Consider the following 23,843-nt stretch of genomic DNA (forward strand, 5'->3'; position numbering starts at 1 on the left):
TTTCATAAAACAAGGATCAATTATTTGATCTTGGTTTCTTTGTACAGAACGTGCTTGCGAGCTTTAGGATCGAACTTCATGATCTCCATTTTAGCTGGCATGGTGCGCTTGTTCTTGTCGGTCGTGTAGAAGTGACCGGTACCTGCGGTCGATTCCAGTTTGATTTTGTCGCGGCCGGTTTTTGCCATGATCTAGCTCCCTATTAAACTTTCTCGCCACGAGCACGCATGTCGGCCAGGACGGCGTCGATGCCTACCTTGTCGATGGTGCGCAGACCGGCGTTCGAAAGACGCAGGGTTACGTAACGGTTTTCAGATTCTACGAAGATGCGGCGGTTCTGCAGGTTAGGCAGGAAACGACGCTTGGTTTTGTTGTTAGCGTGGGAAACATTGTTGCCGACCATCGGCTTCTTCCCAGTGACTTGGCAAACACGTGCCATGGCGCACTCCTTGAGTTACTTCCAAAATTGGAAAAACGAGAGTATAGCGAAAAAACTTAGGTTTTTCAACGACTTGCGAAAAACAACTGTGTCATGAAATTACAAAGAAATTTAACAATTGGAGAAACATTGCGCAAGCTCTTGTTTTTGCTAGGTAAACTGCCCAACGAACAGGCAAATTTCAAAGTTGGCCATGTTCGGCGAACGAATGCACCTGGTGTCCGGCCACGACAAAATGGTCGAGCACGCGCACATCGACCAGCGCCAGCGCTTGGCCCAGTGCCCGTGTCAGCAGCAAATCCGAATCGCTGGGTTCCGGCGCGCCGGACGGGTGGTTGTGCGCCAGCATCACGCTGGCGGCATTGCGCTGCAGCGCTTCCCGCACCACCTCACGGGGATAGACGCTGGTATGCGACAGTGTGCCCCTGAACAGTTCGCAGGCGTCGATCAGGCGGTTTTTCACGTCCAGGAACAGCACGTGGAACGATTCGTATGGCTGGCGCGACAGGGACAGACGCAGGTATTGTTTGACGGCGTGGGGAGAATTCAGGGCCACGCCGGCCTGCATTTGTTCGGCCAGCGCGCGGCGCGACAATTCCAGCACGGCTTGCAATTCTGCAAACCGGGCCGCGCCGAGGCCGTGGATGGCGGAAAAGTCGCGCACACCGGCGGACAGCAAGCCGTGCACGGAACCGAAATGGCCGACCGCATCGTAGGCCAGCGTGATGGCGTCCTTGCCGCGCACGCCGACCCGCAGGAACACGGCCAGCAATTCCGCATCGGATAAAGTATGGGCGCCTTCGCGGATCAGGCGTTCACGGGGACGCTGATGAAGTGGCCAGTTGGAAATGCCCATGCTGCACCTCGCGGAAGGGAAAATATCCCATTATGGCGAGCGGCCCCGCGTGCGGGCTTGCAGCACATCAGCGTTCCGGTAACTGCGGTTGCAGGAAACGGGGCACGGTGGCGGCGATGGCGAACGGAATCAGCATCGGGTACAGGCCCCAGATCACGCGCCCCTCGATGCGCACGCTGAGCGCCGCGTACAGCGGCGGCAAGATCATCAGGGCCAGCAAGCTTTTCAACGGCTGTAACTGGCGCGGCGCGCGCAACAGTCCAGCCAGCGCCATTGGCAACACCACGCCGGCGCACAGCGCCAGCGACACCAGCGAGCGCCAGTCGCCGCTCAGCGCGTGCATCAATTGCGCCACGCTGGGCTTCCAAACATATGACGGCAAGCCCGCCACGAACCACCAGCGCACGGCCAGCAGCCAGGCGCCGGCCAGCGCCAGCGCCAGCAGGCCGGCCCGCCATCCCACCTGGCGCGCCGCCAGCAGCCATACCAGCAGCAAAATATTCTCTTCCCGCACCGTCGTGCCCACGACGCCGGCCAGCGCGGCCAGCCAGGGCTGGCCCGATACCAGCGCCAGCACGAAGGCCGCGCGGGCGCAGATCGAACCGGGATCGACCAGCAAATACGGCGCATACCAATAGGTGGGGAACGCCAGCACCATCAAGGCGCCGGCCACATAGCCCAGGCGACGCGGATAACCGAGCCGCACCACGGTGAGGGCGGCCATGACGCCGGCCGCGCTGACCAGCAGCCAGTTCAGCAGCGCAAAACTGTTGCGCAACTCACCGGGCAGCACGGAGGCCACGGCCGGCACCAGCAAGCGGTAGGGGAAGGGCGCCTGCAAGGCGTCGAACGGCAATTCACCGCGCAGCCAGCGCGCCGTATTGAAATACGCCAGCGAATCTTCGATCGTACCGCCCCAGCGCTGCCACATCAGTGTCAACGCCAGTGCGGATAAGCCTGCCAGCAGCAACAACAATTGGGGGGGATTCAGGGTGCGTACCGTGGAGTAGCGGTAGGGAGAGGGGAACATTTGCATGGCGCGGATTATAAAGGGGCGCCGTGAAACATGCATTGATGGCAACAATTGCTCACATTTAGGGCGGCCATCGCAAGGTGGCTTACAATGTCGGATTCCCTCGCTATCCAACCTAGAAATATCATGTCTAACGAGCAACCCAACGTTGTCACGCCGTCGGCTTACCTGACCCTGCACTACCGCCTCGCCACTGTCGACGGTACCGATATCGTCACCACCTTCAACGGCACGCCTGCCACCCTGATGCTGGGCCAGGGCCAGTTGGCGCCGGTGCTGGAAGAATTGTTGCTGGGCTTGCCGGAAGGCACGCATAAAACCTTTGACCTGGAACCGGGCGTCGGTTTTGGCCCGCGCAATCCGGAATTGGTGCGCCCCGTGTCGCGCGCCACGCTGGAAGCCAATTCGCCGCCGGGCGAAGACTACAAGATCGGCGACCTGGTGGATTTCGCCGCGCCGGGCGGCGGCCGTTTTGCCGGCGTGCTGCGCGAACTGCGTGAAAACGATGCGATTTTCGACTTCAACCACCCGCTGGCCGGCCAGCCGGTGCAATTTGAAGTCAAGTTGATCTCGGTCCTGTAAGGAATGCGTATGGAAAAAGAACTGTTACTCGCGCAGCCGCGCGGCTTTTGCGCGGGCGTCGACCGCGCCATTGAAATCGTCGAGCGGGCGCTGGCCCAGTTCGGCGCGCCGATTTATGTGCGCCATGAAATCGTGCATAACGCCTACGTGGTCGATGATTTGCGCAACAAGGGCGCGATTTTCATTGAAGAACTGGACGACGTCCCGGCCGGCAATACGCTGGTGTTTTCCGCCCATGGCGTGTCGAAAGCCGTGCGCGCCGAGGCGGAAGCGCGCGGCCTGTCGATTTTTGACGCCACCTGCCCGCTGGTGACCAAGGTGCACGTGGAAGTGTCGAAGATGCGCAAGCAGGGTTGCGAGATCATCATGATCGGCCACGATGGCCATCCGGAAGTCGACGGCACGATGGGCCAGGCGGAAGAGGGCATGTACCTGGTGGAAACCGTGGACGATGTGAACAAGCTAAACGTCACGAACCCGGATGCGCTCGCCTATGTGACGCAAACCACGCTGTCGGTGGATGACACCACGGACATCATTGCGGCGCTGAAAGTGCGCTTCCCGAACATTATCGAACCGAAAAAAGGCGATATCTGCTACGCCACCACCAACCGCCAGGAAGCCGTGAAATTCATGGCGCCGCAAGTGGAAGTGGTGATCGTGGTGGGCAGCCCGAACAGCTCGAATTCCAACCGCCTGCGCGAAGTGGCGGAAAAGAAGGGGACGCCGGCCTACATGGTCGACAATGCCACGCAAATCGACCCGGCCTGGCTGGAAGGCCGCGTACGGGTGGGCGTGACGGCCGGCGCTTCGGCGCCGGAAGTGCTGGTGCAAGCCGTGATCGACCGCCTGAAGGAATTGGGCGTGAAAAGCGTGCGCGCATTGGACGGCGTGCAGGAAAGCGTGACGTTCCCGCTGCCGAAAGGGCTCGATAAGGGTCTGGATGGTGGTAAAAACGCAACAGCCTGACCTGGAATATTTGCCATGGCGTGGTTCGGGGTATGCGGATTTCCGCATGAAATCCAACGCCTTGGACCAGCAACTCGCCCATTTTCCAATTATTGAGTGAGTTTTTGCGCAATCGGCCTCTGGACTTAAATTAAATTCTGTGGACTTAATTTTTTTCCGATATTAGTTTTTGTTAAACATCGCTATCATTGCGGACGCTTGGCAACATGCATACGCAGTAGATAGACGCACAGCGTCTGATCAACGGCGGCACTGCGGGGAACCTTCCCCGGGTGCCGTTTTTGTTATGGTGGCTCATATAACGCGAACGAAGAGGCAATTCCGATGGATACATTTATCCAACAAATAATCAATGGGCTGGTGCTGGGCAGCATGTATGCGCTGGTCGCGCTGGGCTACACCATGGTCTATGGTGTGCTGAACCTGATCAACTTCGCCCACGGCGACGTGCTGATGATCGGCGCCATGGCGGGCCTGACGATCCTGAACCTGCTGAACCATGTGGCGCCGGACTTGCCGGGCTTCGTGAAACTGGCGATTGCCATCCTTGGCGCCATTCCGGTCTGCATGATCGTCAATGTGCTGATCGAGCGGGTCGCGTACCGCCGCCTGCGCAATGCGCCGCGTCTGGCGCCGCTGATCACGGCGATCGGCGTGTCGATCCTGCTGCAAACGTTCGCCATGATGATCTGGGGCCGCAACCCGCTGCCCTTCCCGCAAATGCTGTCGACCGACCCGATCATGGTGGGCGGCGCCGTGATTTCGCACACCCAGGTGCTGCTGCTGGTGCTGGCCGCCGCCGCCATGTTTGGCCTGGTGATGCTGGTGGAAAAAACCAAGATGGGCCGCGCCATGCGCGCCGTGGCGGAAAATCCCCGCGTGGCCGGCTTGATGGGCGTCGATTCGAACCGCGTGATCGTCGCCACCTTTGCCATCGGCGCCGGCCTGGCTGCCGTGGCCGGCGTGATGTGGGGCGCGAACTACGCGTCGATCCAATTTGCGATGGGCTTCGTGCCGGGCCTGAAAGCCTTCTCGGCCGCGGTGCTGGGCGGAATCGGCAATATTTATGGCGCCATGATCGGCGGCATCGTGCTGGGCATTATTGAAAGCCTGGGCGCCGGTTATATCGGCGACCTGACGGGCGGCTTCCTGGGCTCGCATTACCAGGACATCTTTGCCTTCGTGGTGCTGATCCTGGTGTTGACGGTGCGTCCGTCCGGCATCATGGGCGAGCGCGTGGCGGACCGCGCGTAAGGAGGACACCATGGCACTGTTGAATTTCGACGTACAAAAAGATCCGAAAAAAGCCTATACCAGCATGGCCATCGTGCTGGCGCTGCTGATCGTGTTCCCGTTCGCGGCCGCACCGTTCGGCAATTCGTGGGTGCGCATCGTCGACCTGGCGCTGCTGTACATCATGCTGGCGCTGGGCCTGAATATCGTGGTGGGCTTTGCCGGCCTGCTGGACCTGGGCTACATCGCGTTTTACGCGGTGGGCGCCTACATGACGGGCATGCTGGCGTCGCCGCAATTTGCCACGCTGCTGGAATCGGTCATCAACAACTATGAGCCGCTGGGCAACACGCTGGTGGCCCTGTTCGGCGAAGAAGTCCGCACCAATGGCATCCACTTGTCGGTCTGGGTGATCGTGCCGCTGGGCGCGGCGCTGGCGGGTTTGTTCGGCGCCATCCTGGGCGCGCCGACCCTGAAGCTGCGCGGCGACTACCTGGCCATCGTGACTTTGGGCTTCGGTGAAATCATCCGTATCTTCATGAACAACCTGAACGAGCCGATCAACTTCACCAACGGCCCGCAGGGGATCAACCTGATCGACCCGATCCGCGTGTTCGGCGTATCGCTGGCCGGTGAAGCGGGTTCGCGCGCCACCGTCTACATCGGCGGCTTCGGCATGCCGTCCGTGAACGCGTATTACTTCCTGTTCCTGCTGCTGACCATTGCCGTCGTGTTCGTGACGTCGCGCCTGCAGCATTCGCGCCTGGGCCGCGCCTGGGTGGCGATCCGCGAAGATGAAATCGCGGCGAAGGCCATGGGTATCAATACCCGTAACGTGAAATTGCTGGCGTTCTCGATGGGCGCATCGTTTGGCGGTATCGCCGGCGCGATGTTCGCCTCGTTCCAGGGCTTCGTGTCGCCGGAATCGTTCTCGCTGACGGAATCGATTGCCGTGCTGGCAATGGTGGTGCTGGGCGGTATCGGCCACATCCCGGGTGTCATCATGGGCGGCGCGCTGCTGGCGGCCTTGCCGGAAGTGCTGCGCCACGTGGTGGAACCGTTGCAGCAAAAGCTGTTCGGCCACGTGATCATTGAAGCGGAAGTGCTGCGCCAGCTGCTGTACGGCCTGGCCATGGTGGTGATCATGCTGACGCGCCCGGCCGGGTTGTGGCCGTCGCCCAAGCACGAAGACCGTCCTGACGGGGATACCGATACCAAACAGCAATCGTCCGGCGTGATGCCCGCTTGAGGAAGTGAACATGAGCGACCAAGTAATGTTGAATATCGCCGGCGTCAATAAGCGCTTTGGCGGCCTGCAGGCGCTGACCGATGTGGGCATCAAGATCATGCAGGGCCAGATTTATGGCTTGATCGGCCCGAACGGCGCCGGCAAGACCACGTTCTTTAACGTGATCACCGGCTTGTACCAGCCGGACACGGGCACCTTTGAACTGGCCGGCAAACCGTATTCGCCATCGGCGCCGCACGAAGTGGCGAAGGCGGGCATTGCCCGCACGTTCCAGAACATCCGCCTGTTCGGTGAAATGACGGCGCTGGAAAACGTCATGGTGGGGCGCCACGTGCGCTCGCACCAGGGCGTGTTTGGCGCGATCTTCCGCCACAAGGCTGCGCGTGAAGAGGAAGCTTCGATCCGTTCGCGCGCCCAGGAGCTGCTGGACTTCGTCGGCATCGGCGCGTTCGCCAACCGCACGTCGAAATTCCTGTCGTATGGCGACCAGCGCCGCCTGGAAATCGCCCGCGCGCTGGCCACCGATCCGCAATTGCTGGCGCTGGACGAACCGGCGGCCGGCATGAATGCGACGGAAAAGCTGGCGCTGAAGGAATTGCTGGTGAAGATCAAGGCCCAGGGCAAGACCGTGCTGCTGATCGAGCACGACGTCAAGATGATGATGAGCCTGTGCGACCGCATCACGGTGCTGGAGTACGGCAAGCGCATTGCGGAAGGCTTGCCGGCGGAAATACAAAGCAATCAGGCGGTGATCGACGCCTACCTGGGAGGATCGCACTGATGTCGGAAAATGTATTGAAGGTTTCAGGCCTGAAGGTGGCGTATGGCGGCATCAAGGCCGTCAAGGGCATCGACCTGGAAGTCAACAAGGGTGAATTGGTCACCTTGATTGGCGCCAATGGCGCCGGCAAGACCACCACGCTGAAAGCCATTACCGGTACTTTGCCGTCCTGCAAAGTCGAAGGCACCGTGTCGTACCTGGGCAAGTCGCTGAAGGGTTCGCAATCGTTCCACCTGGTCGAGCAAAAGCTGGCGATGGTGCCGGAAGGCCGCGGCGTGTTCACCCGCATGACCATCGTGGAAAACCTGATGATGGGCGCGTACACGCGCGATGATAAGGCCGGCATCGATGCCGATATCGCCAAGTGGTTCGACGTGTTCCCGCGCCTGAAAGAGCGCGCGGGGCAGCTGGCGGGGACCTTGTCCGGCGGCGAACAGCAAATGCTGGCGATGGCGCGCGCGCTGATGTGCCATCCGACCCTGCTGTTGCTGGACGAGCCTTCGATGGGCCTGTCGCCGATCATGGTCGACAAGATCTTCGAAGTGATCCGCAACGTGTCGAAAGAAGGCATCACGATCCTGCTGGTGGAGCAAAACGCCAAGCTGGCTTTGCAGGCGGCGCACCGTGGTTACGTGATGGAATCGGGCCTGGTGACGATGACGGGCAACGCGAAAGACATGCTGGACGATCCGCGCGTCAAAGCGGCTTATCTGGGCGAATAATCTTTTATACTGGCGCTTCCCCTTCCCTGGAGAAGCTCCGGCCATGCTCGTCAAATCCCTGCCTGAACTGGACTTGCTGGAACAGTTGATCGACGAGGGCAGGCAATGGCTGACGGTGGAAACCGCCTGCACGGTGGCCGCCGACAGCAAGCAGTTTCCCGTCCATGTGCTGACGCTCGGCAGCACCGATCCCAACGCGCCGGCACTGGGCCTGTTTGGCGGCATCCACGGCCTGGAGCGCATCGGCACCCAGGTCATCCTGTCTTTCCTGCAATCGCTGGTGGCGCGCCTGCGCTGGGACGAGGTATTGCAGCGCCAACTGTCGGAAATCAGGCTGGTGCTGATGCCGCTGGTAAACCCGGGCGGCATGTACCTGGCCACGCGCGCCAATCCGCAAGGCGTCGACTTGATGCGCAACTCGCCGGTGCAGGCCAGTGAGCGGGTGCCCATGTTATTGGGCGGGCAGCGCCTGTCGTCGCACTTGCCGTGGTACCGGGGCCGCTTTGGCGCACCGATGGAGGCCGAGAGCCGCGCCGTGTGCGCGGTGGTCGAGCGCGAATTGCTGCCGCGCCGCTTCAGCCTCACGCTCGATTGCCATTCCGGCTTTGGCTTGCGCGACCGCATCTGGTTTCCTCACGCCCATACGCGCACGCCGATTGCGCATTTGCCGGAAATCTCCGCGCTGGAAGAATTATTCACCGGCAGCTACCCGCACCATCCGTACACCTTCGAACCGCAAAGCCTGCAATACCGCACCCATGGCGACCTGTGGGATTACCTGTACCTGAGGGCGGCGCGCCAGGCGGACACGCTGTTCTTGCCGCTGACGCTGGAGATGGGATCGTGGCTGTGGGTGAAAAAAAATCCGCGCCAGCTGTTTTCCCGGCTGGGCGCGTTCAATCCCACCTTGCTGCACCGCCAGCAGCGGGTCTTGCGCAGCCACCTGATGTGGTTCGAGTTCCTGATGCGGGCGGTGGCGGCGCATGCGCGCTGGCTGCCGGACGACCGGGCGCGGCCGGTGCAGCGCAAGCGGGCACTAGCCAGGTGGTATGGCTTGGGGCCGCATGATGACGGCGCGCAGCGCCAGCGGGAGCAGTAACCGATGGGTGCAGGTGGGAACCTCATGATGGTATGGCAAGGGATAGCGTAATGGCGGCGCCAAATGCAACTGGAAATATCAGCCCAACGGAATTGGAGCGGTACAGCGCCGATGCGCCCGTATGGGTGCTGTTGCGCGGCTTGGTAAGGGAAAGCCGCCATTGGGGCAAGTTTCCCGCGCAATTGCAGGCAGCGCTGCCGGGTAGTGTGGTCATCACTCCGGATATGCCGGGCAATGGCAGCCGCTGCCACGAAACGAGTCCGCTGACAGTCGCCGGCATGGTTGCCGCGTTGCGCGCGGACTTGCGGGCGCGTGGCATTCATGGCCAAGTCAATGTGCTGGCGTTATCGCTGGGCGGCATGGTGGCGGCCCATTGGCGCGCCAGCTATCCGGACGAGATTGCCCGCTGCGTGCTGATCAACACCAGCATGCGTCCGTTCAATCCGTTTTATGAGCGGCTGCGTTGGCGCAATTACCGGACTATCTTGCGCGAGTTGGCGCTGGGCACACCGGCCAGCCGTGAAGCATTGATTTTGCAGTTGACCAGCGAATGCCATGGCAATGATGAAGCGTTGCAGCAGCAATGGACCGCATGGCAGCACGAATGCCCTGTTACGCGTCGCAATGCATTGCGCCAACTACTGGCGGCCAGCCTCTACCGCGCACCAGCGAAGAATGACGGCTGTCCGCTATTGATCGTGAATGGCGCCGGTGATCGCCTGGTGGACCCGCGCTGCTCGGAGCGGCTGGCGCAAGCGTGGCACGTGGCATTGAGCACGCACCCCTATGGTGGCCATGACTTGCCGTTGGACGACGGTGGCTGGGTTGCAGGGCAAGTTGTCGTCTGGTTGGATAGCGTCGCCAGAGCATTTATGCCGCGCAAAAAAAGAGCCCCGGACAAGCCGGGGCAGTGAAGGACATCCGCCAGAGAGGACACCACGGATGCCGAGGAGACCAGTTCAGCGGATCCGGCAACCTGCTGCAGGGGCAGGCGCCGGAAGCTTCATTCATTACTTCTTCGGGGTAACCTTGGCAGCTGCGGCAGCGAACTGGTTCACAGCGGCGTTCAGGTTGGTTTCGATGGCTTCAGCAGCTTGCTTGGCGGTCTTGGTGAACTGCTCGTAACCGGCGCTGGCGTTGCCCAGGGTCGATTTCAGCAGGGCGATCGCGTTTTCGGTGCCGGCTGGGGCGTTTTTGCTTACTTCGTCAACCAGCGAGATGACTTTGCGGTTGGTTTCAGCGATCTGGGTTTCAGCGGCTTTGCTGAATTCAGCCTGGGTGCCGGAAGCGATGGCTGCCAGGTGACGGCCGTAAGCGATGGCTTTTTCAGCGGTTGGCTGGGCTTGGGCAGCGGTCAGCGAGAAGAATTCCTGTGGGTCTTTGGCAGCCAGCAGTTGCTTGGCGGCGATCGACGATTCTTCCAGCGAAGCTTTGGCGGCGCTCAGGTTCAGGTCGACCAGTTTTTCCACGCCTTCGAAGGCTTTGTTGGTCAGCGACGAGAAGATCGCGAATTGGCTTTCGAAATTGGCTTTGGTGGCATTGGAAAATTGTTCAGGAATAGCAAACATGTAAATCTCCAGTTTTGAGTGGATCAAGCGTTTATACCTGTAGTCAACAACTTTAAGTCTGGTGATTCAGGCCGGATAGTGAATGGTGCATCGCAACAAGACCGATTTTACGGACTTCAATTTTTAAGTCAAGCGATTTTTGTGCGTTGCACAAAGGTATCAACTCCAAGGTGTGATGCGGTATCGCAGCTAGCCTGCTGCAAGCAATGGCGCAGGCCTGATGATTTCAGGTGTTGTCAAAAATAGATCGGTCATGCTGCACTTGCGATACGGAAATAGCGGCTGTTGCACAATCTCATCTGTTGCAGTGTTCCACGCCAATTTTTCTGCCATGCTAGACTCGTGGCTCCCGGCGTTGCCACTTCCGCAGCAGCGCGGATTTGAAACTATTGGTTGCAAATGTCCCGGCCTGCCTCGTTCCTGTCCCCCATTCCCATTTTCTTCGTGTTCCTGTGGAGCACCGGCTTCATCGTCGCCAAATTCGGCTTGCCGTATGCGCCGCCGCTGATGTTCCTGCTACTGCGCTTTACCGGCGTGCTGGCGCTGCTGCTGCCGGCCGTGCTGATCCTGAAAGCGCCATGGCCAACCGGTAAGATCAGGCACGTGGCGCTGGCCGGCATCTTGTTGCAGGCAGGTTATCTGTCCGGCGTGTGGGTGGCGATCAAGCTGGGCATGCCGGCCGGCGTGACGGCGCTGATCGTTGGCATGCAGCCGATTTTGACGGCTGTCTCGGCGCCGCTGATCGGCGAATCCGTGCGCCCCCGTCAATGGCTGGGGCTGGTGTTTGGCCTGGCCGGCGTGGCGCTGGTGGTGTATGCGAAGATCACCATGATCGGGCTGTCGTTCGCCGCGATTGCACTGTGCGTGTTTGCGCTGCTGTCGATCACGGCCGGCACCATGTATCAGCGCCGCTTTTGCCCGCAATTTGATTTACGCACCGGCACCATCATCCAGTTTGCCGCGTCGTTCATTGTCGTGTGGCCGTTCGCCGTGTACTTCGAGGAATTCTCTGACATACAATGGACGCTGCGCTTCCTGGGAGCGTTGGCCTGGGCCGTGCTGGCGCTGTCGATTGCCGCGATCTTCCTGCTGTTTGCACTGATCCGCCGCAGCGACGCCACCAAGGTGACCAGCTTGCTGTACCTGACCCCGCCGACCACCGCCGTGATGGCCTGGCTGATGTTTGGCGAAGCGTTCAGCGCCCTGGGCGTGGCCGGCATGGCGCTGGCGGTGACCGGGGTGATCTTCGTAGTGAAACAAACTAAATAAACATCATGATTTCCACACCCGACCAGCAAGCGGTGGATGCCGCCATCACGTCCCGCCGCTCGATCCGCGCGTTCCTGCCGACCCCGGTGGCGCGCGAAGACATTGAAAAAATCCTCGACGTGGCGGCGCGCGCGCCATCCGGCACCAATAGCCAGCCGTGGAAAGTGTACGTGCTGACAGGTGAGAAGAAGCGGGAACTGACGTCCCGCATCCTGGCCGTGCACGCGGACCCGGAACAGGCGAAGCAGCACACGGAAGAATATGCCTACTACCCCAGTGTCTGGCAGGCGCCGTATATCGACCGCCGCCGCAAGGTGGGGTGGGATTTGTACCAGTTGCTGGGACTGACCCGCGACAACAAGGCCGGCATGTCGGCCCAGCATGGCCGCAATTATGCGTTCTTCGATGCGCCGGTCGGCCTGATGTTCACCATCGACCGCGTGATGGAGCAGGGTTCGTGGCTGGACTACGGCATGTTCCTGCAAAACATCATGGTGGCGGCGCGCGGCCGGGGCCTGGATACCTGTCCGCAAGCAGCGTTCACGCAATACCACACTATCATTCGTGCGGTGCTGGATTTGCCGGATAATGAAATGGTCGTGTGTGGCATGTCGTTGGGCTACGCCGACCATAACAAGATTGAAAATACGCTGGTGACGGAGCGTGAGCCATTAGCCAACTTCGTGAAATTTGTGGACTAGACAACCTGTGGTTTAACGACCGCGCAGAGTAAAAAAATGCGCCCCAATACGCTTGCGGGCGGGCTTCGTTTTGCTACACTGCAACAGGAGTAGTCACACTGCATTTGTGGGGATTGGAATGAACAAGTTTGCCATTAGCGCGTTGTTATCGGCGTTGTGCGTCGCGTTGCCTGTGACTGCGGTCCAGGCCAAAGAGACCACACGCAAAACCTCAGTGAAGAAGGTCAAGGGGGAGGGGAAAGCCAAGGCGGCCAGGTTGCCGCTGCGCGTTGCCGCCGCGCCGGACACCGAGCGTCAAGTACGCCGCGTGATCACCGTCAATGGCAAGCGCAAAGTTGTCTACCAGCGCCTGCTGACCGCCGCTCCGGCGCTGGCGTCGCCCACCATGGGCGAACTGGCCGGACTGAACCTGACGCCGGACCCGCTGGCGCTGCAATCGAACGTGGCTTATGTGCTGGACCAGGCCAATTCCGAAGTGCTGTTTGAAAAGAATGCCAACGTGGCATTGCCGATCGCGTCGATCACCAAGATGATGACGGGCCTGGTCGTGGTGGAAGCCAACCAGGACATGGATGAAGTGCTGTCCATTACCGATGACGACATCGACCAGGAAAAACACACGGGTTCGCGCCTGAAGGTGGGAACGCACCTGACGCGCGCCGCGATGCTGCAACTGGCGCTGATGAGCTCGGAAAACCGCGCCGCGTCCGCCTTGGGCCGCAATTATCCGGGCGGCTTGCCCGCGTTTGTCGAAGCGATGAACGCCAAGGCCCGCGCGCTGGGTATGACCGATACGTATTATGTGGATTCCAGCGGCCTGTCCAAGCGCAACATGGCCAGCGCCCGCGACCTGGCCAAGCTGGCCATGGCCGCTTACCAGCACCCGGTGCTGCGCGAGTATTCGACGGCGCCGAAAGCCGTGGTGGAGGCCAATGGCCGTCCGATGCACTTTGGCACCACCAATCGCCTGATCGCCACGCCGGGCTGGGAAATCGGCCTGCAAAAGACCGGCTTCATCAATGAAGCAGGACGTTGCATGATGATGCAGGCGGTGATCCAGGGTCGCGCCGTCATCATGGTGCTGCTGGACGCGAAAGGTTCGGCGGCGCGCGCCGCCGATGCGGGCCGCGTGCGCAAATGGCTCGAAGCGATCCGGCCGTCCAGCATCGTTGGCGCGGCGACGTCCGTCGGCGCCGGCGCCACGGCGCCCCAGGCGTATTCGTCGGGCATGTAATTCAGCTCCGCGAACTAAAAAGGCCGGCGAAAAACGCCGGCCTTTTGCATTCAGGGCTGGTTCGTCACTCTTGGTGCGTATAACCCAGCGTCGCGGAAATCTGGTTTGCCGTATTCACCAGGTCTTCCAGCCACTCGTCCTGCAAGCGGTCGGCGGGTGCGGAAATCGACAGGCCGGCCACCAGCTTGCCGGAATCGTCGCGGATGCCGGCCGCCATGCAGCGCACGCCCAGTTCCAGTTCTTCATTGTCGCGCGCATAGCCGCGCGCGCGCACCAGGCTCAGTTCGCGCTCCAGCTTGGCCAGGTCCGTGATGGAATTCTTGTTGTGGCCCGCCAGTCCGGTGCGGGTGGCGTACGCGCGGATGGCTTTCGGATCGTCGACCGACAGGAACAGTTTGCCGGTGGACGTCAGGTGCAGCGGACCGCGGCCGCCAATGGCGCGCACCACCTGCATGCCGGAGCGTTCGGAAAACGCGCGGTCGATATAGACGATTTCATCGCCCTGGCGCACGGACAGGTTAATGGTCTGCTGTGTCTTCTTGTGCAAGGTGCGCATGAAGTCCAGCGCCGCTTCGCGGACGGACAGGCGGCTTTTCACCACGTTGCCCAATTCCAGCAGGCGCATGCCGAGGCGGTACGTACCCGGCTCGATACGGTCGACAAAGCGCGTGATCACCATGTCGTTGAGGATACGGTGCGCGGTGGATGGGTGCAGACCGGAGACTTTAGAGAGTTCCTTCAAACTCACGGGATCCGGGTACTTGGCCAGGGCGTCGAGCAGCGCCATCATGCGCTCGATGACCTGGATAGTCGTCTTTTGTTCTGGAACAGGTTCGATTTTCATGATGTGGTTGGTGCAATGCAGTATCAGATACCTGATTTATACCATGATGTGAAAAAAATGGGAATTCCAGCACGCGCGTACGCTATGAAGAAGGCATAATGGCGCACCGTGTCAGTGACTCTTCCACAAATCTGTGCTATGGCCCAACCTGATCAAACCAATCAACCCATCAGTGAATTCAAAAGCAAAAGCGGCTTCAAGCGGATTGTTTCCGCGCTGTTCTACTCGTTTGACGGTTTGAAGACGGCGCTGCAGACGGAGCATGCATTCCGCCAGGAATTGATGTTGCTGGCGGTGGCGGCGGTTGCGGCGTTTGCCTTGCCGGTATCGGCCTATGAGCGGCTGGCCATGCTGGGTTCCATCGTGCTGATGCTGATTGTCGAGCTGATCAATTCCGCCATCGAAGCCGTGGTGGACCGGGTTTCGCTGGAGCGGCATCCGCTGTCCAAGAATGCCAAGGATTTCGGCAGCGCCGCCGTGTTGCTGGCCGGTGGACTGGCGGCCGCTGTATGGGTTACCGTGCTGGTGCAACGGTTTGCATAAACTGTTTATGCTTTCAATGCATATGGATGCTTGAAATGCTTAGTTCTCAAGTATAAGCCGCCCCCGTAATCTAGAGCTTCCAAAGTTCAACCAAAACGGGGTTAATAAGATGCTGTACAAGAAACTTTTCGCTGCACTGGCTGTTTCCGCTGTCGCCATCGCGCCAGCAGTTGCCGCTGAATTCAATCTGCTGAACGTGTCGTACGACCCCACCCGGGAACTGTACCAGGACGTCAATTCCGCCTTCGCCAAGTATTACCAGGCCAAGACTGGCGACACCGTGAAGATCAAGCAATCGCACGGCGGCTCCGGCAAGCAGGGCCGCGCTGTCATCGACGGCCTGGAAGCGGACGTCGTGACCCTGGCGCTGGCCTATGACATCGATGCGATTGCCGAGCGCAACCTGCTGGCCAAGGACTGGCAAAAACGCCTGACGCACAACAGCACGCCGTACAGCTCGACCATCGTGTTCCTGGTCCGCAAAGGCAACCCGAAAGGCATCAAGGACTGGGGCGACCTGGTGAAACCGGGCGTGTCCGTCATCACCCCGAATCCGAAAACCTCCGGCGGCGCCCGCTGGAACCACCTGGCCGCTTACGGCTATGCGCTGCGCCTGCCGGGCGGCACCCCGGCTTCCGCCAAGGATTACCTGACCAAGCTGTACAAAAACGTTCCGGTACTGGATTCCGGCGCCCGCGGCGCCACCACCACCTTCGTCGAGCGCGGCATCGGCGACGTGCTGCTGGCATGGGAAAACGAAGCGCTGCTGGCCATCAAGGAACTGGGCCCGACCAAGTTCGACATCGTGGCGCCATCGGTCTCCATCCTGGCGGAACCGCCGGTGGCCGTGGTCGACAAGGTCGCCGACAAGCGCGGCACCCGCAAAGTCGCGGAAGCGTACCTGAACTACCTGTACACGGACGAAGCGCAGGAAATCATCGCGAAGAATTACTACCGCCCGACGGTGGAAAAGGAAGCGAAGAAATATGCGTCGCAATTCCCGAACGTGAAACTGTTCACGCTGGCGCAAGTGTCGGGCGACTGGGCCAAGGCGCATAACACGCACTTCGCTGACGGCGGCCTGTTCGACCAGATTTACCAGCCAGGCAAATAAGGATCGATAATCGATAGCGAAAGGGACATGTTGCCAATGCCGCCAGATCAGGCGCACAATGCGCATTCGGCAACATGACCATTGATTAAACTTTTCAGGAGACTCACATGACCCTGCGCCTGGGCGACACCGCCCCAGATTTCGAGCAGCAATCCTCCATCGGCCCCATCAAGTTCCACGAGTGGGCGGGCAATTCCTGGGTAGTCCTGTTCTCCCATCCAGCGGACTTCACGCCAGTCTGCACGACCGAACTGGGCCTGACCGCCAAGCTGAAACCGGAATTCGACAAGCGCAACGTGAAAGCCATCGCGCTGTCCGTTGACCCGGTGGAATCGCACACGGCGTGGATCAAGGATATCGAAGAAACCCAGAAAACCGTCGTGGGCTTCCCGATCATCGCTGACGCCGACAAGAAAGTCGCGAACCTGTACGATATGATCCACCCGGAACAGTCGGCCACCGCCACCGTGCGTACGCTGTTCGTGATTGACCCGAACAAGAAAATCCGCCTGTCCATCACCTACCCGATGAGCACCGGCCGCAACTTCGACGAAGTGCTGCGCGTGATCGACGCCCTGCAACTGACCGACGGCTACACCGTGGCCACGCCAGGCAACTGGAAAGACGGCGATGACGTGATCATCCCGCTGACCGTGCAGGATCCGGAAGTGCTGAAGCAGAAATACCCGAAAGGCTTCAAAGCCGAGCGCCCATACCTGCGCGTGACGCCACAGCCGAACAAGTAATCGCATTGGCAATCATGGGGCTTCGGCCCCATTTTTTTCGCCATTGTCGTTTTCCGCATATCCAAATACGCCACTTCCGCATAAGCAAATAAGCACTTTGTTGTTTGGCTCATATGCAACCTCCCGTACCCTTACGCATTCTTGGGGAGAATTGCATGGATATGTCGTTTGTCATTTCGGGTTTTGCGGTAGGTATCCTGGTCGGCATGACAGGGGTAGGCGGGGGCTCGCTGATGACGCCGCTGCTGACCTTGATGTTCGGCGTGTCGCCTTCCGTGGCCGTTGGCACCGACCTGGCATTCGCTTCCATCACGAAAACCGCCGGCACCGTGACACACCGCGTGCGGGGCACCGTGCGCTGGGATATCGTGCGCCTGCTGTGCTACGGCGCCTTGCCGGCCGCAGTGGTTGCCGCTATCGCATTGAAGCAATTTGGCGCGCTGGACAAGGAAATCGGCCAGATCATCCGTTATTCGATTGCCGGCTCCGTCATGCTGACGGTGGTGGCGCTGCTGTTCAAACGCAAAATGCTGGCCTGGATCACGGCCCATCCCGAGCGCCAGTTGCAGGGCCGCGCTCTGGATATCTCCACCGTGGTGGCGGGCGCCATACTGGGCACCCTGGTCACCGTGTCGTCGATCGGCGCCGGCGCCATTGGCGCGACCCTGCTGGTCATGATGTATCCACGCCTGAGCGCCGCTGAAGTGGCCGGCACCGATATCGCTTACGCGGTGCCGCTGACGGCCATCGCAGCCGTGGGCCACTGGTGGCTGGGTTCGATCGACTGGATGTTGCTGGTGACCTTGCTGGTGGGATCCGTGCCGGGCATCACCATTGGTTCGTGGTTTGCCCGCGCCGTGCCGGAGCGCATCCTGCGCGCCTTGCTGGCGATGACGTTGATGGGCGTTGCAGCCAAGCTGATCGCTTAATTCTATATATTCGTAATATCCATATATGCAGGGCGGCGGTGCTGAAAAGCACGCCGCCCTGTTGCTTTTCTGGTGCAAGCCGCGCTGTTACTGGGGAAGCGCGGCGGAAGCCTGCTTTATGGCAAATCTTATATAGCGTTAACGACTATGCAAATGATGAATCATTCGTTTGTTCTATGCGGATTGGATGCGAATATGGCGCCCTCATAGAAGGATTTGTAATAAGGGATGACCCATGTCTGCAACCTACGCGCAAGCGGCCTCGCCAACGGCCGCAGCGGTTCAGCTTCCGGCCAGGCGGCCGGCGCCGTACCGCGTGATGCCCGGCTTTAACCTGTCGCTGGGTTTCACCCTGCTGTACCTGACATTGATCGTGCTGATTCCGCTGTCGGCCGTGTTCCTGAAAACGTTCACGATGGACTGGGAACATTTCGTGCGCACCGTGACGTCCGAGCGCGTGATGGCGTCGTACCGCCTGACGTTTGGCGCCTCGCTGATCGGCGCCACCATCAACGCGTTCTTCGGCTTCATCGTGGCCTGGGTGCTGGTGCGCTACCAGTTCCCCGGCAAGCGCATCGTCGACGCGCTGGTGGACTTGCCGTTCGCGTTGCCGACCGCCGTGGCCGGCATCACGCTGACGGCGCTGTATTCGGCCAACGGCTGGTTCGGTTCCATCATCGAAGGCAAGTTCGGTTTGAAAATCGCGTTCACGCCGATCGGCGTCATGGTGGCGCTGACCTTCATCGGTTTGCCGTTCGTCGTGCGTACCGTGCAGCCGGTGCTGGAAGACGCCGAGCGCGAACTGGAAGAAGCGGCCGCCAGCCTGGGCGCCAGCGCGTGGCAAACCTTCAGCCGCGTGGTGTTCCCGACCGTGCTGCCGTCGCTGCTGACGGGCTTTGCGCTGGCCTTTGCCCGCGCCACGGGCGAATACGGTTCCGTCATCTTCATCGCCGGCAACATGCCGATGGTGTCGGAAATCACGCCGCTGTTCATCATCACCAAGCTGGAACAGTACGACTACACGGGCGCCACCGCCATTGCCGTGGTCATGCTGCTGATTTCGTTTGTGCTGTTGTTGGCGATCAACCTGTTGCAGGCGTGGGCCCGCGGCAAATCGGGCAAGGGGAAATAAGATGAGTGGAGCACCTGCAACTGTCGCCGCACCCGCCCAACGCCGTGGCGAACTGCCGCAGCAAACCAATGTGCTGGAACCGGCCTGGGTCAAAGCCGCGCTGATCGCCGTCGCGCTGTTGTTCCTGACGCTGTTCCTGTTCGTGCCGCTGGTGGCCGTGTTCACCGAAGCGCTGAAAAAAGGCTGGGAAACCTACCTGACCGCGATCTCCGAAGAGGATGCGCGCGCCGCCATCAAGCTGACCCTGATCACCGCATCGATTGCCGTGCCGCTGAACCTGGTCTTTGGCGTGGCCGCATCGTGGTGCATCGCCAAGTTTGAATTCAGGGGCAAGAGCCTGCTGCTGACGTTGATCGACTTGCCGTTTTCCGTGTCGCCCGTGATTTCCGGCCTGATTTACGTGCTGCTGTTTGGCGCCCAGGGCTGGTTCGGCCCGTGGCTGCAGGCACACGACATCAAGATCCTGTTTGCCGTGCCGGGCATCGTGCTGGCCACCATCTTCGTCACGTTCCCGTTCGTCGCGCGCGAACTGATCCCGCTGATGCAGGCGCAGGGCAGCGAAGAAGAGGAAGCGGCCATCGTGCTGGGCGCGTCCGGCTGGCAAACTTTCTTCCGCGTGACCCTGCCGAACATCAAGTGGGGCCTGCTGTACGGCGTGATTTTGTGTAACGCCCGCGCCATGGGCGAATTCGGCGCCGTGTCCGTGGTGTCCGGCCACATCCGCGGCGAAACCAATACGGTGCCGCTGCAGGTGGAAATTCTTTACAACGAATACAACTTCGCGGCCGCCTTTGCCGTCGCCTCGCTGCTGGCCTTGCTGGCGCTGGTGACGCTGGCCCTGAAATCCTTTATCGCATGGCGTCTTCATGAAGACTACGCCGGCGCTGACAACGAACACTGAGCCGGAGAACACTGATGACTATCGCAGTCAAGAACATCAACAAGCGTTTCGGCGATTTCGTCGCCCTGAACAATGTGTCGCTGGACTTCCCGACCGGCGAACTGACCGCGCTGCTGGGCCCGTCCGGCTGCGGCAAGACCACGCTGCTGCGCTGCATCGCGGGCCTGGAACATCCGGATTCCGGCCAGGTGCTGCTCGATGGCAGCGACGCGTCGGACCGCCACGTGCGCGAGCGCCAGGTGGGTTTCGTGTTCCAGCACTATGCGCTGTTCAAGCACATGACCGTGTTTGAAAACGTGGCCTTCGGCCTGCGCGTGAAATCGCGCGCCGAGCGCCCGTCGGAAACGCAGATCCGCAAGAAAGTCATGGATTTGCTGGGCCTGGTGCAGCTGGACTGGCTGGCCGACCGCTATCCGCCGCAACTGTCCGGCGGCCAGCGCCAGCGTATCGCGCTGGCCCGCGCGCTGGCCGTGGAGCCGCGCGTGCTGTTGCTGGACGAGCCGTTCGGCGCGCTGGATGCGAAAGTGCGCAAGGAATTGCGCCGCTGGCTGCGCCGCCTGCACGATGAATTGCACGTGACGTCGATTTTCGTCACGCACGACCAGGAAGAAGCGCTGGAAGTGGCGGACCAGGTGGTGTTGATGAACAAGGGCAAAGTCGAACAACTGGGTGCGCCGGACGAAGTGTATAACCATCCGGCTTCGCCGTTCGTGTATGGCTTCCTCGGCAACGTCAACGTGTTCCATGGCCGCGTGCACGAAGGCGTCATCACCAGCGGCGATATCGCGCTGGATGTGCCGTCCCACGGCGCCGTGCAGGACAGCAAAGGCACGGCGTACATTCGCCCGCACGACCTGGACGTGGAGCGCTACACGCCGGATGCGGAAGGCATCGTCGTGAAACTGCGCCGCGCCCACGCGATCGGCCCGCTGGCGCAGCTGGACCTGGAGCGTGCCGATACCGCCGAGCTGATCGAAGCAGTGATTCCCAACGACCGCTACCGCCAGCTGGGCCTGAAAGATGGCGAAACCCTGGTGGTGCGCCCGAAACGTTTGCATGTGTTTGTCGATGAAGGTACCTCCATATGAACTTCCAGCAATTACGCTCGATCCGCGAAGCGGCCCGCCGCAATTACAACCTGACGGAAGTCGCCAACGCGCTGTACACGTCGCAGCCTGGCGTATCGCGCCAGATCCGCGAACTGGAAGATGAACTGGGCGTCATCATCTTCGAACGCAATGGCAAGCGCCTGACCGGCTTGACGGAGCCGGGCAAGGGCATCCTGAAGATCGTCGAACGCTTGCTGGTGGAAGCGGAAAACCTGCAGCAGGCCAGCCTCGAATATGCGGGCCAGAGCAGCGGCACGCTGACCATCGCCGCCACCCACACGCAAGCCCGCTATGCGCTGCCGAAAGTCGTGCAGAGCTTCCGCGCATCGTTCCCCGATGTGCGCATCGCGCTGCAGCAAAGCTCGCCGGAACACATCGCGGAATGGGTATTGTCCGGCAAGGCCGACATCGGCATTGCGACCGAAGGCTTGTCGCAATTCCCCGATCTGGTGTCATTCCCGTGCTACCGCTGGAGCCACCTGATCGTGGTGCCGGACAACCATCCGCTGCTGGCCCGTTCGCCGATCCACCTGGAAGACCTGGCGGAATTCCCGCTGATTACCTATGACGTGGGTTTCACGGGCCGTGGCCACCTGGATGCCGCGTTCGAGCGTGCCGGGCTGCGCCCGGACATCGTGCTGACGGCGATGGATTCCGACGTCATCAAGCAATACGTGGCGATGGGGCTGGGTGTGGGCATCGTGGCGTCGATGGCATTCGACCATGGCCGCGACAAGGGTTTGCGCGCGGTGGAAGCGTCGCACCTGTTTGCCGCCAACACCACGCGGCTGGCCGTGCGCCGCGGCGCCTACCTGCGCACCTATGCGCAGGAATTCATCCAGCAATTTGCGCCGGAACTGAGCCGGCGTGAAATTGAACGGACGCTGGGGGGCGAGGAGGCTGCGTAAACAACATTGTTTACGACAACTGTGGCGGAAATGCTATTCGGCCACAATTTCCTGAAGACATTGCCGATTCGCCATATACTGAATTCCACCATGTAACCTTCATTGAAGGAGCGTCAAAATGGGAATCAGCAACTGGAAAATCGGCGCCCGCCTGGCCGCCGGTTTAGGTCTGTCACTGGCGTTCATGATCGGCATGTCCGTGATTGGCATTACCAACCTGGGCAAGGTTGACGACGCCACCGGTGACCTCGATGCCGACAAGGTCCCCAAGGTCATCGAAGCCTATGAGGCGATCGGCGGCGTCAACGACATCGCCCGCGCCATGCGCAATGCCATGCTGTCCACCGATCCCGACACCGTGAAGAAGGAATTGAAGCGGGTCGACGACAAGAAGGTGGAAATCGCCAGCCACCTCGACAAGCTGGGCAAGCTGATTGCCGACGACGAAGACCAGGAAAGCAAGGCCAAACTCAAAGCCGTGCAAGAGGCGAATCAGCGCTACCTGGCGGTGCAGTCCACGTTTATCACCAAATCCGCCGACCACGACAAGCGCGATGAAAACGTCGTGTATCTGCTGACCACGGTGCGCAAAGAGCAGACCGCTTACCTGAACAGCTTGCAGGAACTGGTGAAATACCAGATCAGCGCGGTCGACAAGGCCGCCACCGATGCCCACGCCGCCTACGTGTCGGTGCGGAACATGATGATTGCGCTGACCGTGCTTGCGGCCGTGCTGGCGTCGCTGGTGCTGTACTGGATCACGCGCAGTATCACGGAGCCGCTGAACCGCGCTGTCGGCGTGGCCGAAGCCGTGGCGGGCGGCGACCTCACCATGCACATCGAATCCGATACGCGGGACGAGACGGGCCAGTTGCTGCGGGCCTTGCGCAACATGAATGACAGCCTGGTCAACACGGTCGGCCGTGTGCGTTCCGGTTCCGACACGATTACCACCGCCACCAATGAAATCGCGACCGGCAACATGGATTTGTCGAGCCGGACTGAAACCCAGGCATCCAGCCTGGAGGAAACCGCGTCGTCGATCGAGGAATTGACGTCGACCGTCACGCAGAATGCGGAAAACGCGCGCCAGGCCACGGCGCTGGTGGTGGCGGCGTCGGACTTCGCCAGCAAGGGCGGCAAGGTGGTGGGCGAAGTGGTGTCGACCATGGGCGCCATCAAGGAAAGCTCCAGCAAGATCGTCGACATCATTGCCGTCATCGACGGCATCGCGTTCCAGACCAATATCCTGGCATTGAACGCGGCGGTGGAAGCGGCGCGCGCCGGCGAGCAGGGCAGGGGCTTCGCCGTGGTGGCGTCGGAGGTGCGGGGCCTGGCGCAGCGTTCGGCCGCGGCGGCCAAGGAAATCAAGGAATTGATCAACCGCTCGGTGGAAACCGTCGATACCGGCGCCCGCCTGGTCGATGAAGCGGGCGCCACGATGGATGGCATCGTCACGGCGGTCAAGCAGGTGGCCGACATCATGACGGAAATTTCCGCCGCCAGCCAGGAACAGAGTTCCGGCATTGCGCAAGTCAACGAAGCCATCGTGCAGATCGACGACGCCACGCAGCAAAACGCCGCGCTGGTGGAAGAGGCGGCAGCCGCCGCGCAATCGCTGCGCGACCAGGCGCAATTGCTGTCGGAAGCGGTCAGCGTGTTCCGCATTGCGGGGCAGCAGTATCAGGTGCCGCAGAGCGTGGCGCCGGTGTTGAAAAAGCCGGTCCAGGCGCTGGTCAAAGTGGAACCGAAGGCCAAACGCCCGGTACCGGTAACGCAGGACGATGGGTGGGAGGAATTCTGACGCTGGCGTTGTAGGGCGGATTGGCTCCATCAAGCCGCCATGCGTGCGTTGCCGCCGCGGCATGCGCTGGTGGTTGCG

Annotated in this window: 27 protein-coding genes; 20 read left to right on the plus strand and 7 right to left on the minus strand. The window is 60.8% G+C overall.

The genetic code is table 11. The annotated features are described in order from the left end of the window. Window positions 1-20: 20 nt before the first annotated feature. The 4 genes from rpmG to GJ700_RS06265 form a co-directional block, all read right to left on the minus strand. On the minus strand, window positions 21-188 hold the full coding sequence (gene rpmG / locus GJ700_RS06250) for a 50S ribosomal protein L33 (RefSeq protein ID WP_154371792.1): 168 nt from the start codon (window positions 186-188) through the stop codon (window positions 21-23). A 14-nt stretch (window positions 189-202) separates the two neighbouring features. After that, window positions 203-439 (minus strand): 50S ribosomal protein L28, encoded by a 237-nt coding sequence (gene rpmB, locus GJ700_RS06255; protein ID WP_093559101.1) that lies wholly within the window; start codon window positions 437-439, stop codon window positions 203-205. Between the two features lie 181 nt (window positions 440-620). Next, the gene (gene radC / locus GJ700_RS06260; RefSeq protein WP_154371793.1) at window positions 621-1,295 is read right to left on the minus strand and encodes a RadC family protein; all 675 of its coding nucleotides are present in this window, start codon (window positions 1,293-1,295) and stop codon (window positions 621-623) included. A 67-nt stretch (window positions 1,296-1,362) separates the two neighbouring features. Then, window positions 1,363-2,331 carry a hypothetical protein gene (locus GJ700_RS06265; protein ID WP_154371794.1) on the minus strand — a complete coding sequence of 323 codons (969 nt, stop codon included), beginning with the start codon at window positions 2,329-2,331 and terminating at the stop codon, window positions 1,363-1,365. Between the two features lie 123 nt (window positions 2,332-2,454). Here GJ700_RS06265 and GJ700_RS06270 point away from each other — a divergent pair, with 123 nt between their 5' ends. The 8 genes from GJ700_RS06270 to GJ700_RS06305 all read left to right on the plus strand — a co-directional run bounded on the left by GJ700_RS06270 (window position 2,455) and on the right by GJ700_RS06305 (window position 9,877). Continuing rightward, window positions 2,455-2,910: an FKBP-type peptidyl-prolyl cis-trans isomerase gene (locus tag GJ700_RS06270; RefSeq protein ID WP_154371795.1), complete on the plus strand. Its 456-nt coding sequence runs from the start codon at window positions 2,455-2,457 to the stop codon at window positions 2,908-2,910. A gap of 9 nt (window positions 2,911-2,919) precedes the next feature. Continuing rightward, window positions 2,920-3,879, plus strand: a complete 960-nt coding sequence (gene ispH, locus GJ700_RS06275) for a 4-hydroxy-3-methylbut-2-enyl diphosphate reductase (protein WP_154371796.1) — start codon at window positions 2,920-2,922, stop codon at window positions 3,877-3,879. 324 nt (window positions 3,880-4,203) lie between these two features. After that, entirely contained in the window at window positions 4,204-5,133 is a 930-nt protein-coding gene (locus GJ700_RS06280) for a branched-chain amino acid ABC transporter permease (RefSeq protein ID WP_154371797.1), read from the plus strand. 10 nt (window positions 5,134-5,143) lie between these two features. Then, window positions 5,144-6,361, plus strand: a complete 1,218-nt coding sequence (locus GJ700_RS06285) for an ABC transporter permease subunit (RefSeq protein WP_154371798.1) — start codon at window positions 5,144-5,146, stop codon at window positions 6,359-6,361. A gap of 10 nt (window positions 6,362-6,371) precedes the next feature. Further along, on the plus strand, window positions 6,372-7,142 hold the full coding sequence (locus tag GJ700_RS06290) for an ABC transporter ATP-binding protein (protein WP_154371799.1): 771 nt from the start codon (window positions 6,372-6,374) through the stop codon (window positions 7,140-7,142). Further along, entirely contained in the window at window positions 7,142-7,864 is a 723-nt protein-coding gene (locus tag GJ700_RS06295; RefSeq protein ID WP_154371800.1) for an ABC transporter ATP-binding protein, read from the plus strand. The genes GJ700_RS06290 and GJ700_RS06295 overlap by 1 nt, the downstream gene beginning before the upstream one ends. Before the next feature lie 43 nt (window positions 7,865-7,907). Further along, complete coding sequence (locus GJ700_RS06300) at window positions 7,908-8,963, plus strand: M14 family zinc carboxypeptidase (RefSeq protein ID WP_154371801.1); 1,056 nt, start codon at window positions 7,908-7,910, stop codon at window positions 8,961-8,963. A gap of 50 nt (window positions 8,964-9,013) precedes the next feature. Continuing rightward, the gene (locus tag GJ700_RS06305) at window positions 9,014-9,877 is read left to right on the plus strand and encodes an alpha/beta fold hydrolase (RefSeq protein WP_154371802.1); all 864 of its coding nucleotides are present in this window, start codon (window positions 9,014-9,016) and stop codon (window positions 9,875-9,877) included. A 96-nt stretch (window positions 9,878-9,973) separates the two neighbouring features. Here the strand turns inward: GJ700_RS06305 and GJ700_RS06310 are convergent, their stop codons facing one another. Next, window positions 9,974-10,531 carry a phasin family protein gene (locus GJ700_RS06310; protein WP_154371803.1) on the minus strand — a complete coding sequence of 186 codons (558 nt, stop codon included), beginning with the start codon at window positions 10,529-10,531 and terminating at the stop codon, window positions 9,974-9,976. 189 nt (window positions 10,532-10,720) lie between these two features. Continuing rightward, window positions 10,721-10,864 (minus strand): hypothetical protein, encoded by a 144-nt coding sequence (locus GJ700_RS06315; RefSeq protein ID WP_154371804.1) that lies wholly within the window; start codon window positions 10,862-10,864, stop codon window positions 10,721-10,723. A gap of 66 nt (window positions 10,865-10,930) precedes the next feature. Here GJ700_RS06315 and GJ700_RS06320 point away from each other — a divergent pair, with 66 nt between their 5' ends. The 3 genes from GJ700_RS06320 to GJ700_RS06330 all read left to right on the plus strand — a co-directional run bounded on the left by GJ700_RS06320 (window position 10,931) and on the right by GJ700_RS06330 (window position 13,735). Continuing rightward, entirely contained in the window at window positions 10,931-11,800 is an 870-nt protein-coding gene (locus GJ700_RS06320) for a DMT family transporter (RefSeq protein ID WP_154371805.1), read from the plus strand. 5 nt (window positions 11,801-11,805) lie between these two features. Beyond that, window positions 11,806-12,501: a nitroreductase gene (locus GJ700_RS06325; RefSeq protein ID WP_154371806.1), complete on the plus strand. Its 696-nt coding sequence runs from the start codon at window positions 11,806-11,808 to the stop codon at window positions 12,499-12,501. Window positions 12,502-12,619: 118 nt separating this feature from the next. Then, the gene (locus GJ700_RS06330) at window positions 12,620-13,735 is read left to right on the plus strand and encodes a serine hydrolase (RefSeq protein ID WP_154371807.1); all 1,116 of its coding nucleotides are present in this window, start codon (window positions 12,620-12,622) and stop codon (window positions 13,733-13,735) included. Window positions 13,736-13,799: 64 nt separating this feature from the next. On the opposite strand, the gene GJ700_RS06335 is transcribed toward GJ700_RS06330, so the two are convergent. Beyond that, complete coding sequence (locus tag GJ700_RS06335) at window positions 13,800-14,579, minus strand: IclR family transcriptional regulator (protein WP_154371808.1); 780 nt, start codon at window positions 14,577-14,579, stop codon at window positions 13,800-13,802. A gap of 138 nt (window positions 14,580-14,717) precedes the next feature. Here GJ700_RS06335 and GJ700_RS06340 point away from each other — a divergent pair, with 138 nt between their 5' ends. The 9 genes from GJ700_RS06340 (at window position 14,718) to GJ700_RS06380 (ending at window position 23,765) form a co-directional block, all read left to right on the plus strand. Continuing rightward, window positions 14,718-15,122, plus strand: coding sequence for a diacylglycerol kinase (locus GJ700_RS06340; protein ID WP_154371809.1), 405 nt, complete (start codon window positions 14,718-14,720; stop codon window positions 15,120-15,122). 109 nt (window positions 15,123-15,231) lie between these two features. Continuing rightward, window positions 15,232-16,236: a sulfate ABC transporter substrate-binding protein gene (locus GJ700_RS06345; RefSeq protein WP_154371810.1), complete on the plus strand. Its 1,005-nt coding sequence runs from the start codon at window positions 15,232-15,234 to the stop codon at window positions 16,234-16,236. Between the two features lie 107 nt (window positions 16,237-16,343). Continuing rightward, window positions 16,344-16,982, plus strand: coding sequence for a peroxiredoxin (locus GJ700_RS06350; protein ID WP_107980912.1), 639 nt, complete (start codon window positions 16,344-16,346; stop codon window positions 16,980-16,982). Between the two features lie 155 nt (window positions 16,983-17,137). Further along, the gene (locus GJ700_RS06355; RefSeq protein WP_154371811.1) at window positions 17,138-17,911 is read left to right on the plus strand and encodes a sulfite exporter TauE/SafE family protein; all 774 of its coding nucleotides are present in this window, start codon (window positions 17,138-17,140) and stop codon (window positions 17,909-17,911) included. Between the two features lie 319 nt (window positions 17,912-18,230). Continuing rightward, a complete protein-coding gene (cysT, locus tag GJ700_RS06360) occupies window positions 18,231-19,043 on the plus strand; it encodes a sulfate ABC transporter permease subunit CysT (protein ID WP_371867862.1) in 813 nt (270 codons plus the stop codon). A gap of 1 nt (window position 19,044) precedes the next feature. Beyond that, window positions 19,045-19,944 (plus strand): sulfate ABC transporter permease subunit CysW, encoded by a 900-nt coding sequence (gene cysW, locus GJ700_RS06365; RefSeq protein WP_154371813.1) that lies wholly within the window; start codon window positions 19,045-19,047, stop codon window positions 19,942-19,944. 14 nt (window positions 19,945-19,958) lie between these two features. Further along, window positions 19,959-21,032, plus strand: a complete 1,074-nt coding sequence (locus tag GJ700_RS06370) for a sulfate/molybdate ABC transporter ATP-binding protein (protein ID WP_154371814.1) — start codon at window positions 19,959-19,961, stop codon at window positions 21,030-21,032. After that, the gene (locus tag GJ700_RS06375) at window positions 21,029-21,961 is read left to right on the plus strand and encodes a CysB family HTH-type transcriptional regulator (RefSeq protein ID WP_154371815.1); all 933 of its coding nucleotides are present in this window, start codon (window positions 21,029-21,031) and stop codon (window positions 21,959-21,961) included. Before GJ700_RS06370 ends, GJ700_RS06375 begins: the two co-directional genes overlap by 4 nt. Window positions 21,962-22,079: 118 nt before the next feature. Beyond that, on the plus strand, window positions 22,080-23,765 hold the full coding sequence (locus GJ700_RS06380) for a methyl-accepting chemotaxis protein (protein ID WP_154371816.1): 1,686 nt from the start codon (window positions 22,080-22,082) through the stop codon (window positions 23,763-23,765). Window positions 23,766-23,843 lie beyond the last annotated feature (78 nt).

It is taken from the genome of Pseudoduganella rivuli, assembly GCF_009674485.1.
Taxonomy (GTDB): domain Bacteria; phylum Pseudomonadota; class Gammaproteobacteria; order Burkholderiales; family Burkholderiaceae_D; genus Rugamonas; species Rugamonas rivuli_B.

What these genes read in the sequence shown, in the direction of transcription:
- GJ700_RS06375 (WP_154371815.1), top strand. Translation starts at nt 21,029, where the DNA reads ATGAACTTCCAGCAATTACGCTCGATCCGCGAAGCGGCCCGCCGCAAT.
- GJ700_RS06290 (WP_154371799.1), top strand. Translation starts at nt 6,372, where the DNA reads ATGAGCGACCAAGTAATGTTGAATATCGCCGGCGTCAATAAGCGCTTT.
- GJ700_RS06285 (WP_154371798.1), top strand. Translation starts at nt 5,144, where the DNA reads ATGGCACTGTTGAATTTCGACGTACAAAAAGATCCGAAAAAAGCCTAT.
- GJ700_RS06265 (WP_154371794.1), bottom strand. Translation starts at nt 2,331, where the DNA reads ATGCAAATGTTCCCCTCTCCCTACCGCTACTCCACGGTACGCACCCTG.
- GJ700_RS06330 (WP_154371807.1), top strand. Translation starts at nt 12,620, where the DNA reads ATGAACAAGTTTGCCATTAGCGCGTTGTTATCGGCGTTGTGCGTCGCG.
- GJ700_RS06320 (WP_154371805.1), top strand. Translation starts at nt 10,931, where the DNA reads ATGTCCCGGCCTGCCTCGTTCCTGTCCCCCATTCCCATTTTCTTCGTG.
- GJ700_RS06355 (WP_154371811.1), top strand. Translation starts at nt 17,138, where the DNA reads ATGGATATGTCGTTTGTCATTTCGGGTTTTGCGGTAGGTATCCTGGTC.
- GJ700_RS06345 (WP_154371810.1), top strand. Translation starts at nt 15,232, where the DNA reads ATGCTGTACAAGAAACTTTTCGCTGCACTGGCTGTTTCCGCTGTCGCC.
- GJ700_RS06310 (WP_154371803.1), bottom strand. Translation starts at nt 10,531, where the DNA reads ATGTTTGCTATTCCTGAACAATTTTCCAATGCCACCAAAGCCAATTTC.
- GJ700_RS06380 (WP_154371816.1), top strand. Translation starts at nt 22,080, where the DNA reads ATGGGAATCAGCAACTGGAAAATCGGCGCCCGCCTGGCCGCCGGTTTA.
- GJ700_RS06305 (WP_154371802.1), top strand. Translation starts at nt 9,014, where the DNA reads ATGGCGGCGCCAAATGCAACTGGAAATATCAGCCCAACGGAATTGGAG.
- ispH (WP_154371796.1), top strand. Translation starts at nt 2,920, where the DNA reads ATGGAAAAAGAACTGTTACTCGCGCAGCCGCGCGGCTTTTGCGCGGGC.
- rpmG (WP_154371792.1), bottom strand. Translation starts at nt 188, where the DNA reads ATGGCAAAAACCGGCCGCGACAAAATCAAACTGGAATCGACCGCAGGT.
- rpmB (WP_093559101.1), bottom strand. Translation starts at nt 439, where the DNA reads ATGGCACGTGTTTGCCAAGTCACTGGGAAGAAGCCGATGGTCGGCAAC.
- GJ700_RS06270 (WP_154371795.1), top strand. Translation starts at nt 2,455, where the DNA reads ATGTCTAACGAGCAACCCAACGTTGTCACGCCGTCGGCTTACCTGACC.
- GJ700_RS06370 (WP_154371814.1), top strand. Translation starts at nt 19,959, where the DNA reads ATGACTATCGCAGTCAAGAACATCAACAAGCGTTTCGGCGATTTCGTC.
- GJ700_RS06350 (WP_107980912.1), top strand. Translation starts at nt 16,344, where the DNA reads ATGACCCTGCGCCTGGGCGACACCGCCCCAGATTTCGAGCAGCAATCC.
- GJ700_RS06315 (WP_154371804.1), bottom strand. Translation starts at nt 10,864, where the DNA reads ATGGCAGAAAAATTGGCGTGGAACACTGCAACAGATGAGATTGTGCAA.
- GJ700_RS06280 (WP_154371797.1), top strand. Translation starts at nt 4,204, where the DNA reads ATGGATACATTTATCCAACAAATAATCAATGGGCTGGTGCTGGGCAGC.
- cysW (WP_154371813.1), top strand. Translation starts at nt 19,045, where the DNA reads ATGAGTGGAGCACCTGCAACTGTCGCCGCACCCGCCCAACGCCGTGGC.
- GJ700_RS06295 (WP_154371800.1), top strand. Translation starts at nt 7,142, where the DNA reads ATGTCGGAAAATGTATTGAAGGTTTCAGGCCTGAAGGTGGCGTATGGC.
- GJ700_RS06340 (WP_154371809.1), top strand. Translation starts at nt 14,718, where the DNA reads ATGGCCCAACCTGATCAAACCAATCAACCCATCAGTGAATTCAAAAGC.
- GJ700_RS06335 (WP_154371808.1), bottom strand. Translation starts at nt 14,579, where the DNA reads ATGAAAATCGAACCTGTTCCAGAACAAAAGACGACTATCCAGGTCATC.
- GJ700_RS06325 (WP_154371806.1), top strand. Translation starts at nt 11,806, where the DNA reads ATGATTTCCACACCCGACCAGCAAGCGGTGGATGCCGCCATCACGTCC.
- radC (WP_154371793.1), bottom strand. Translation starts at nt 1,295, where the DNA reads ATGGGCATTTCCAACTGGCCACTTCATCAGCGTCCCCGTGAACGCCTG.
- cysT (WP_371867862.1), top strand. Translation starts at nt 18,231, where the DNA reads ATGCCCGGCTTTAACCTGTCGCTGGGTTTCACCCTGCTGTACCTGACA.
- GJ700_RS06300 (WP_154371801.1), top strand. Translation starts at nt 7,908, where the DNA reads ATGCTCGTCAAATCCCTGCCTGAACTGGACTTGCTGGAACAGTTGATC.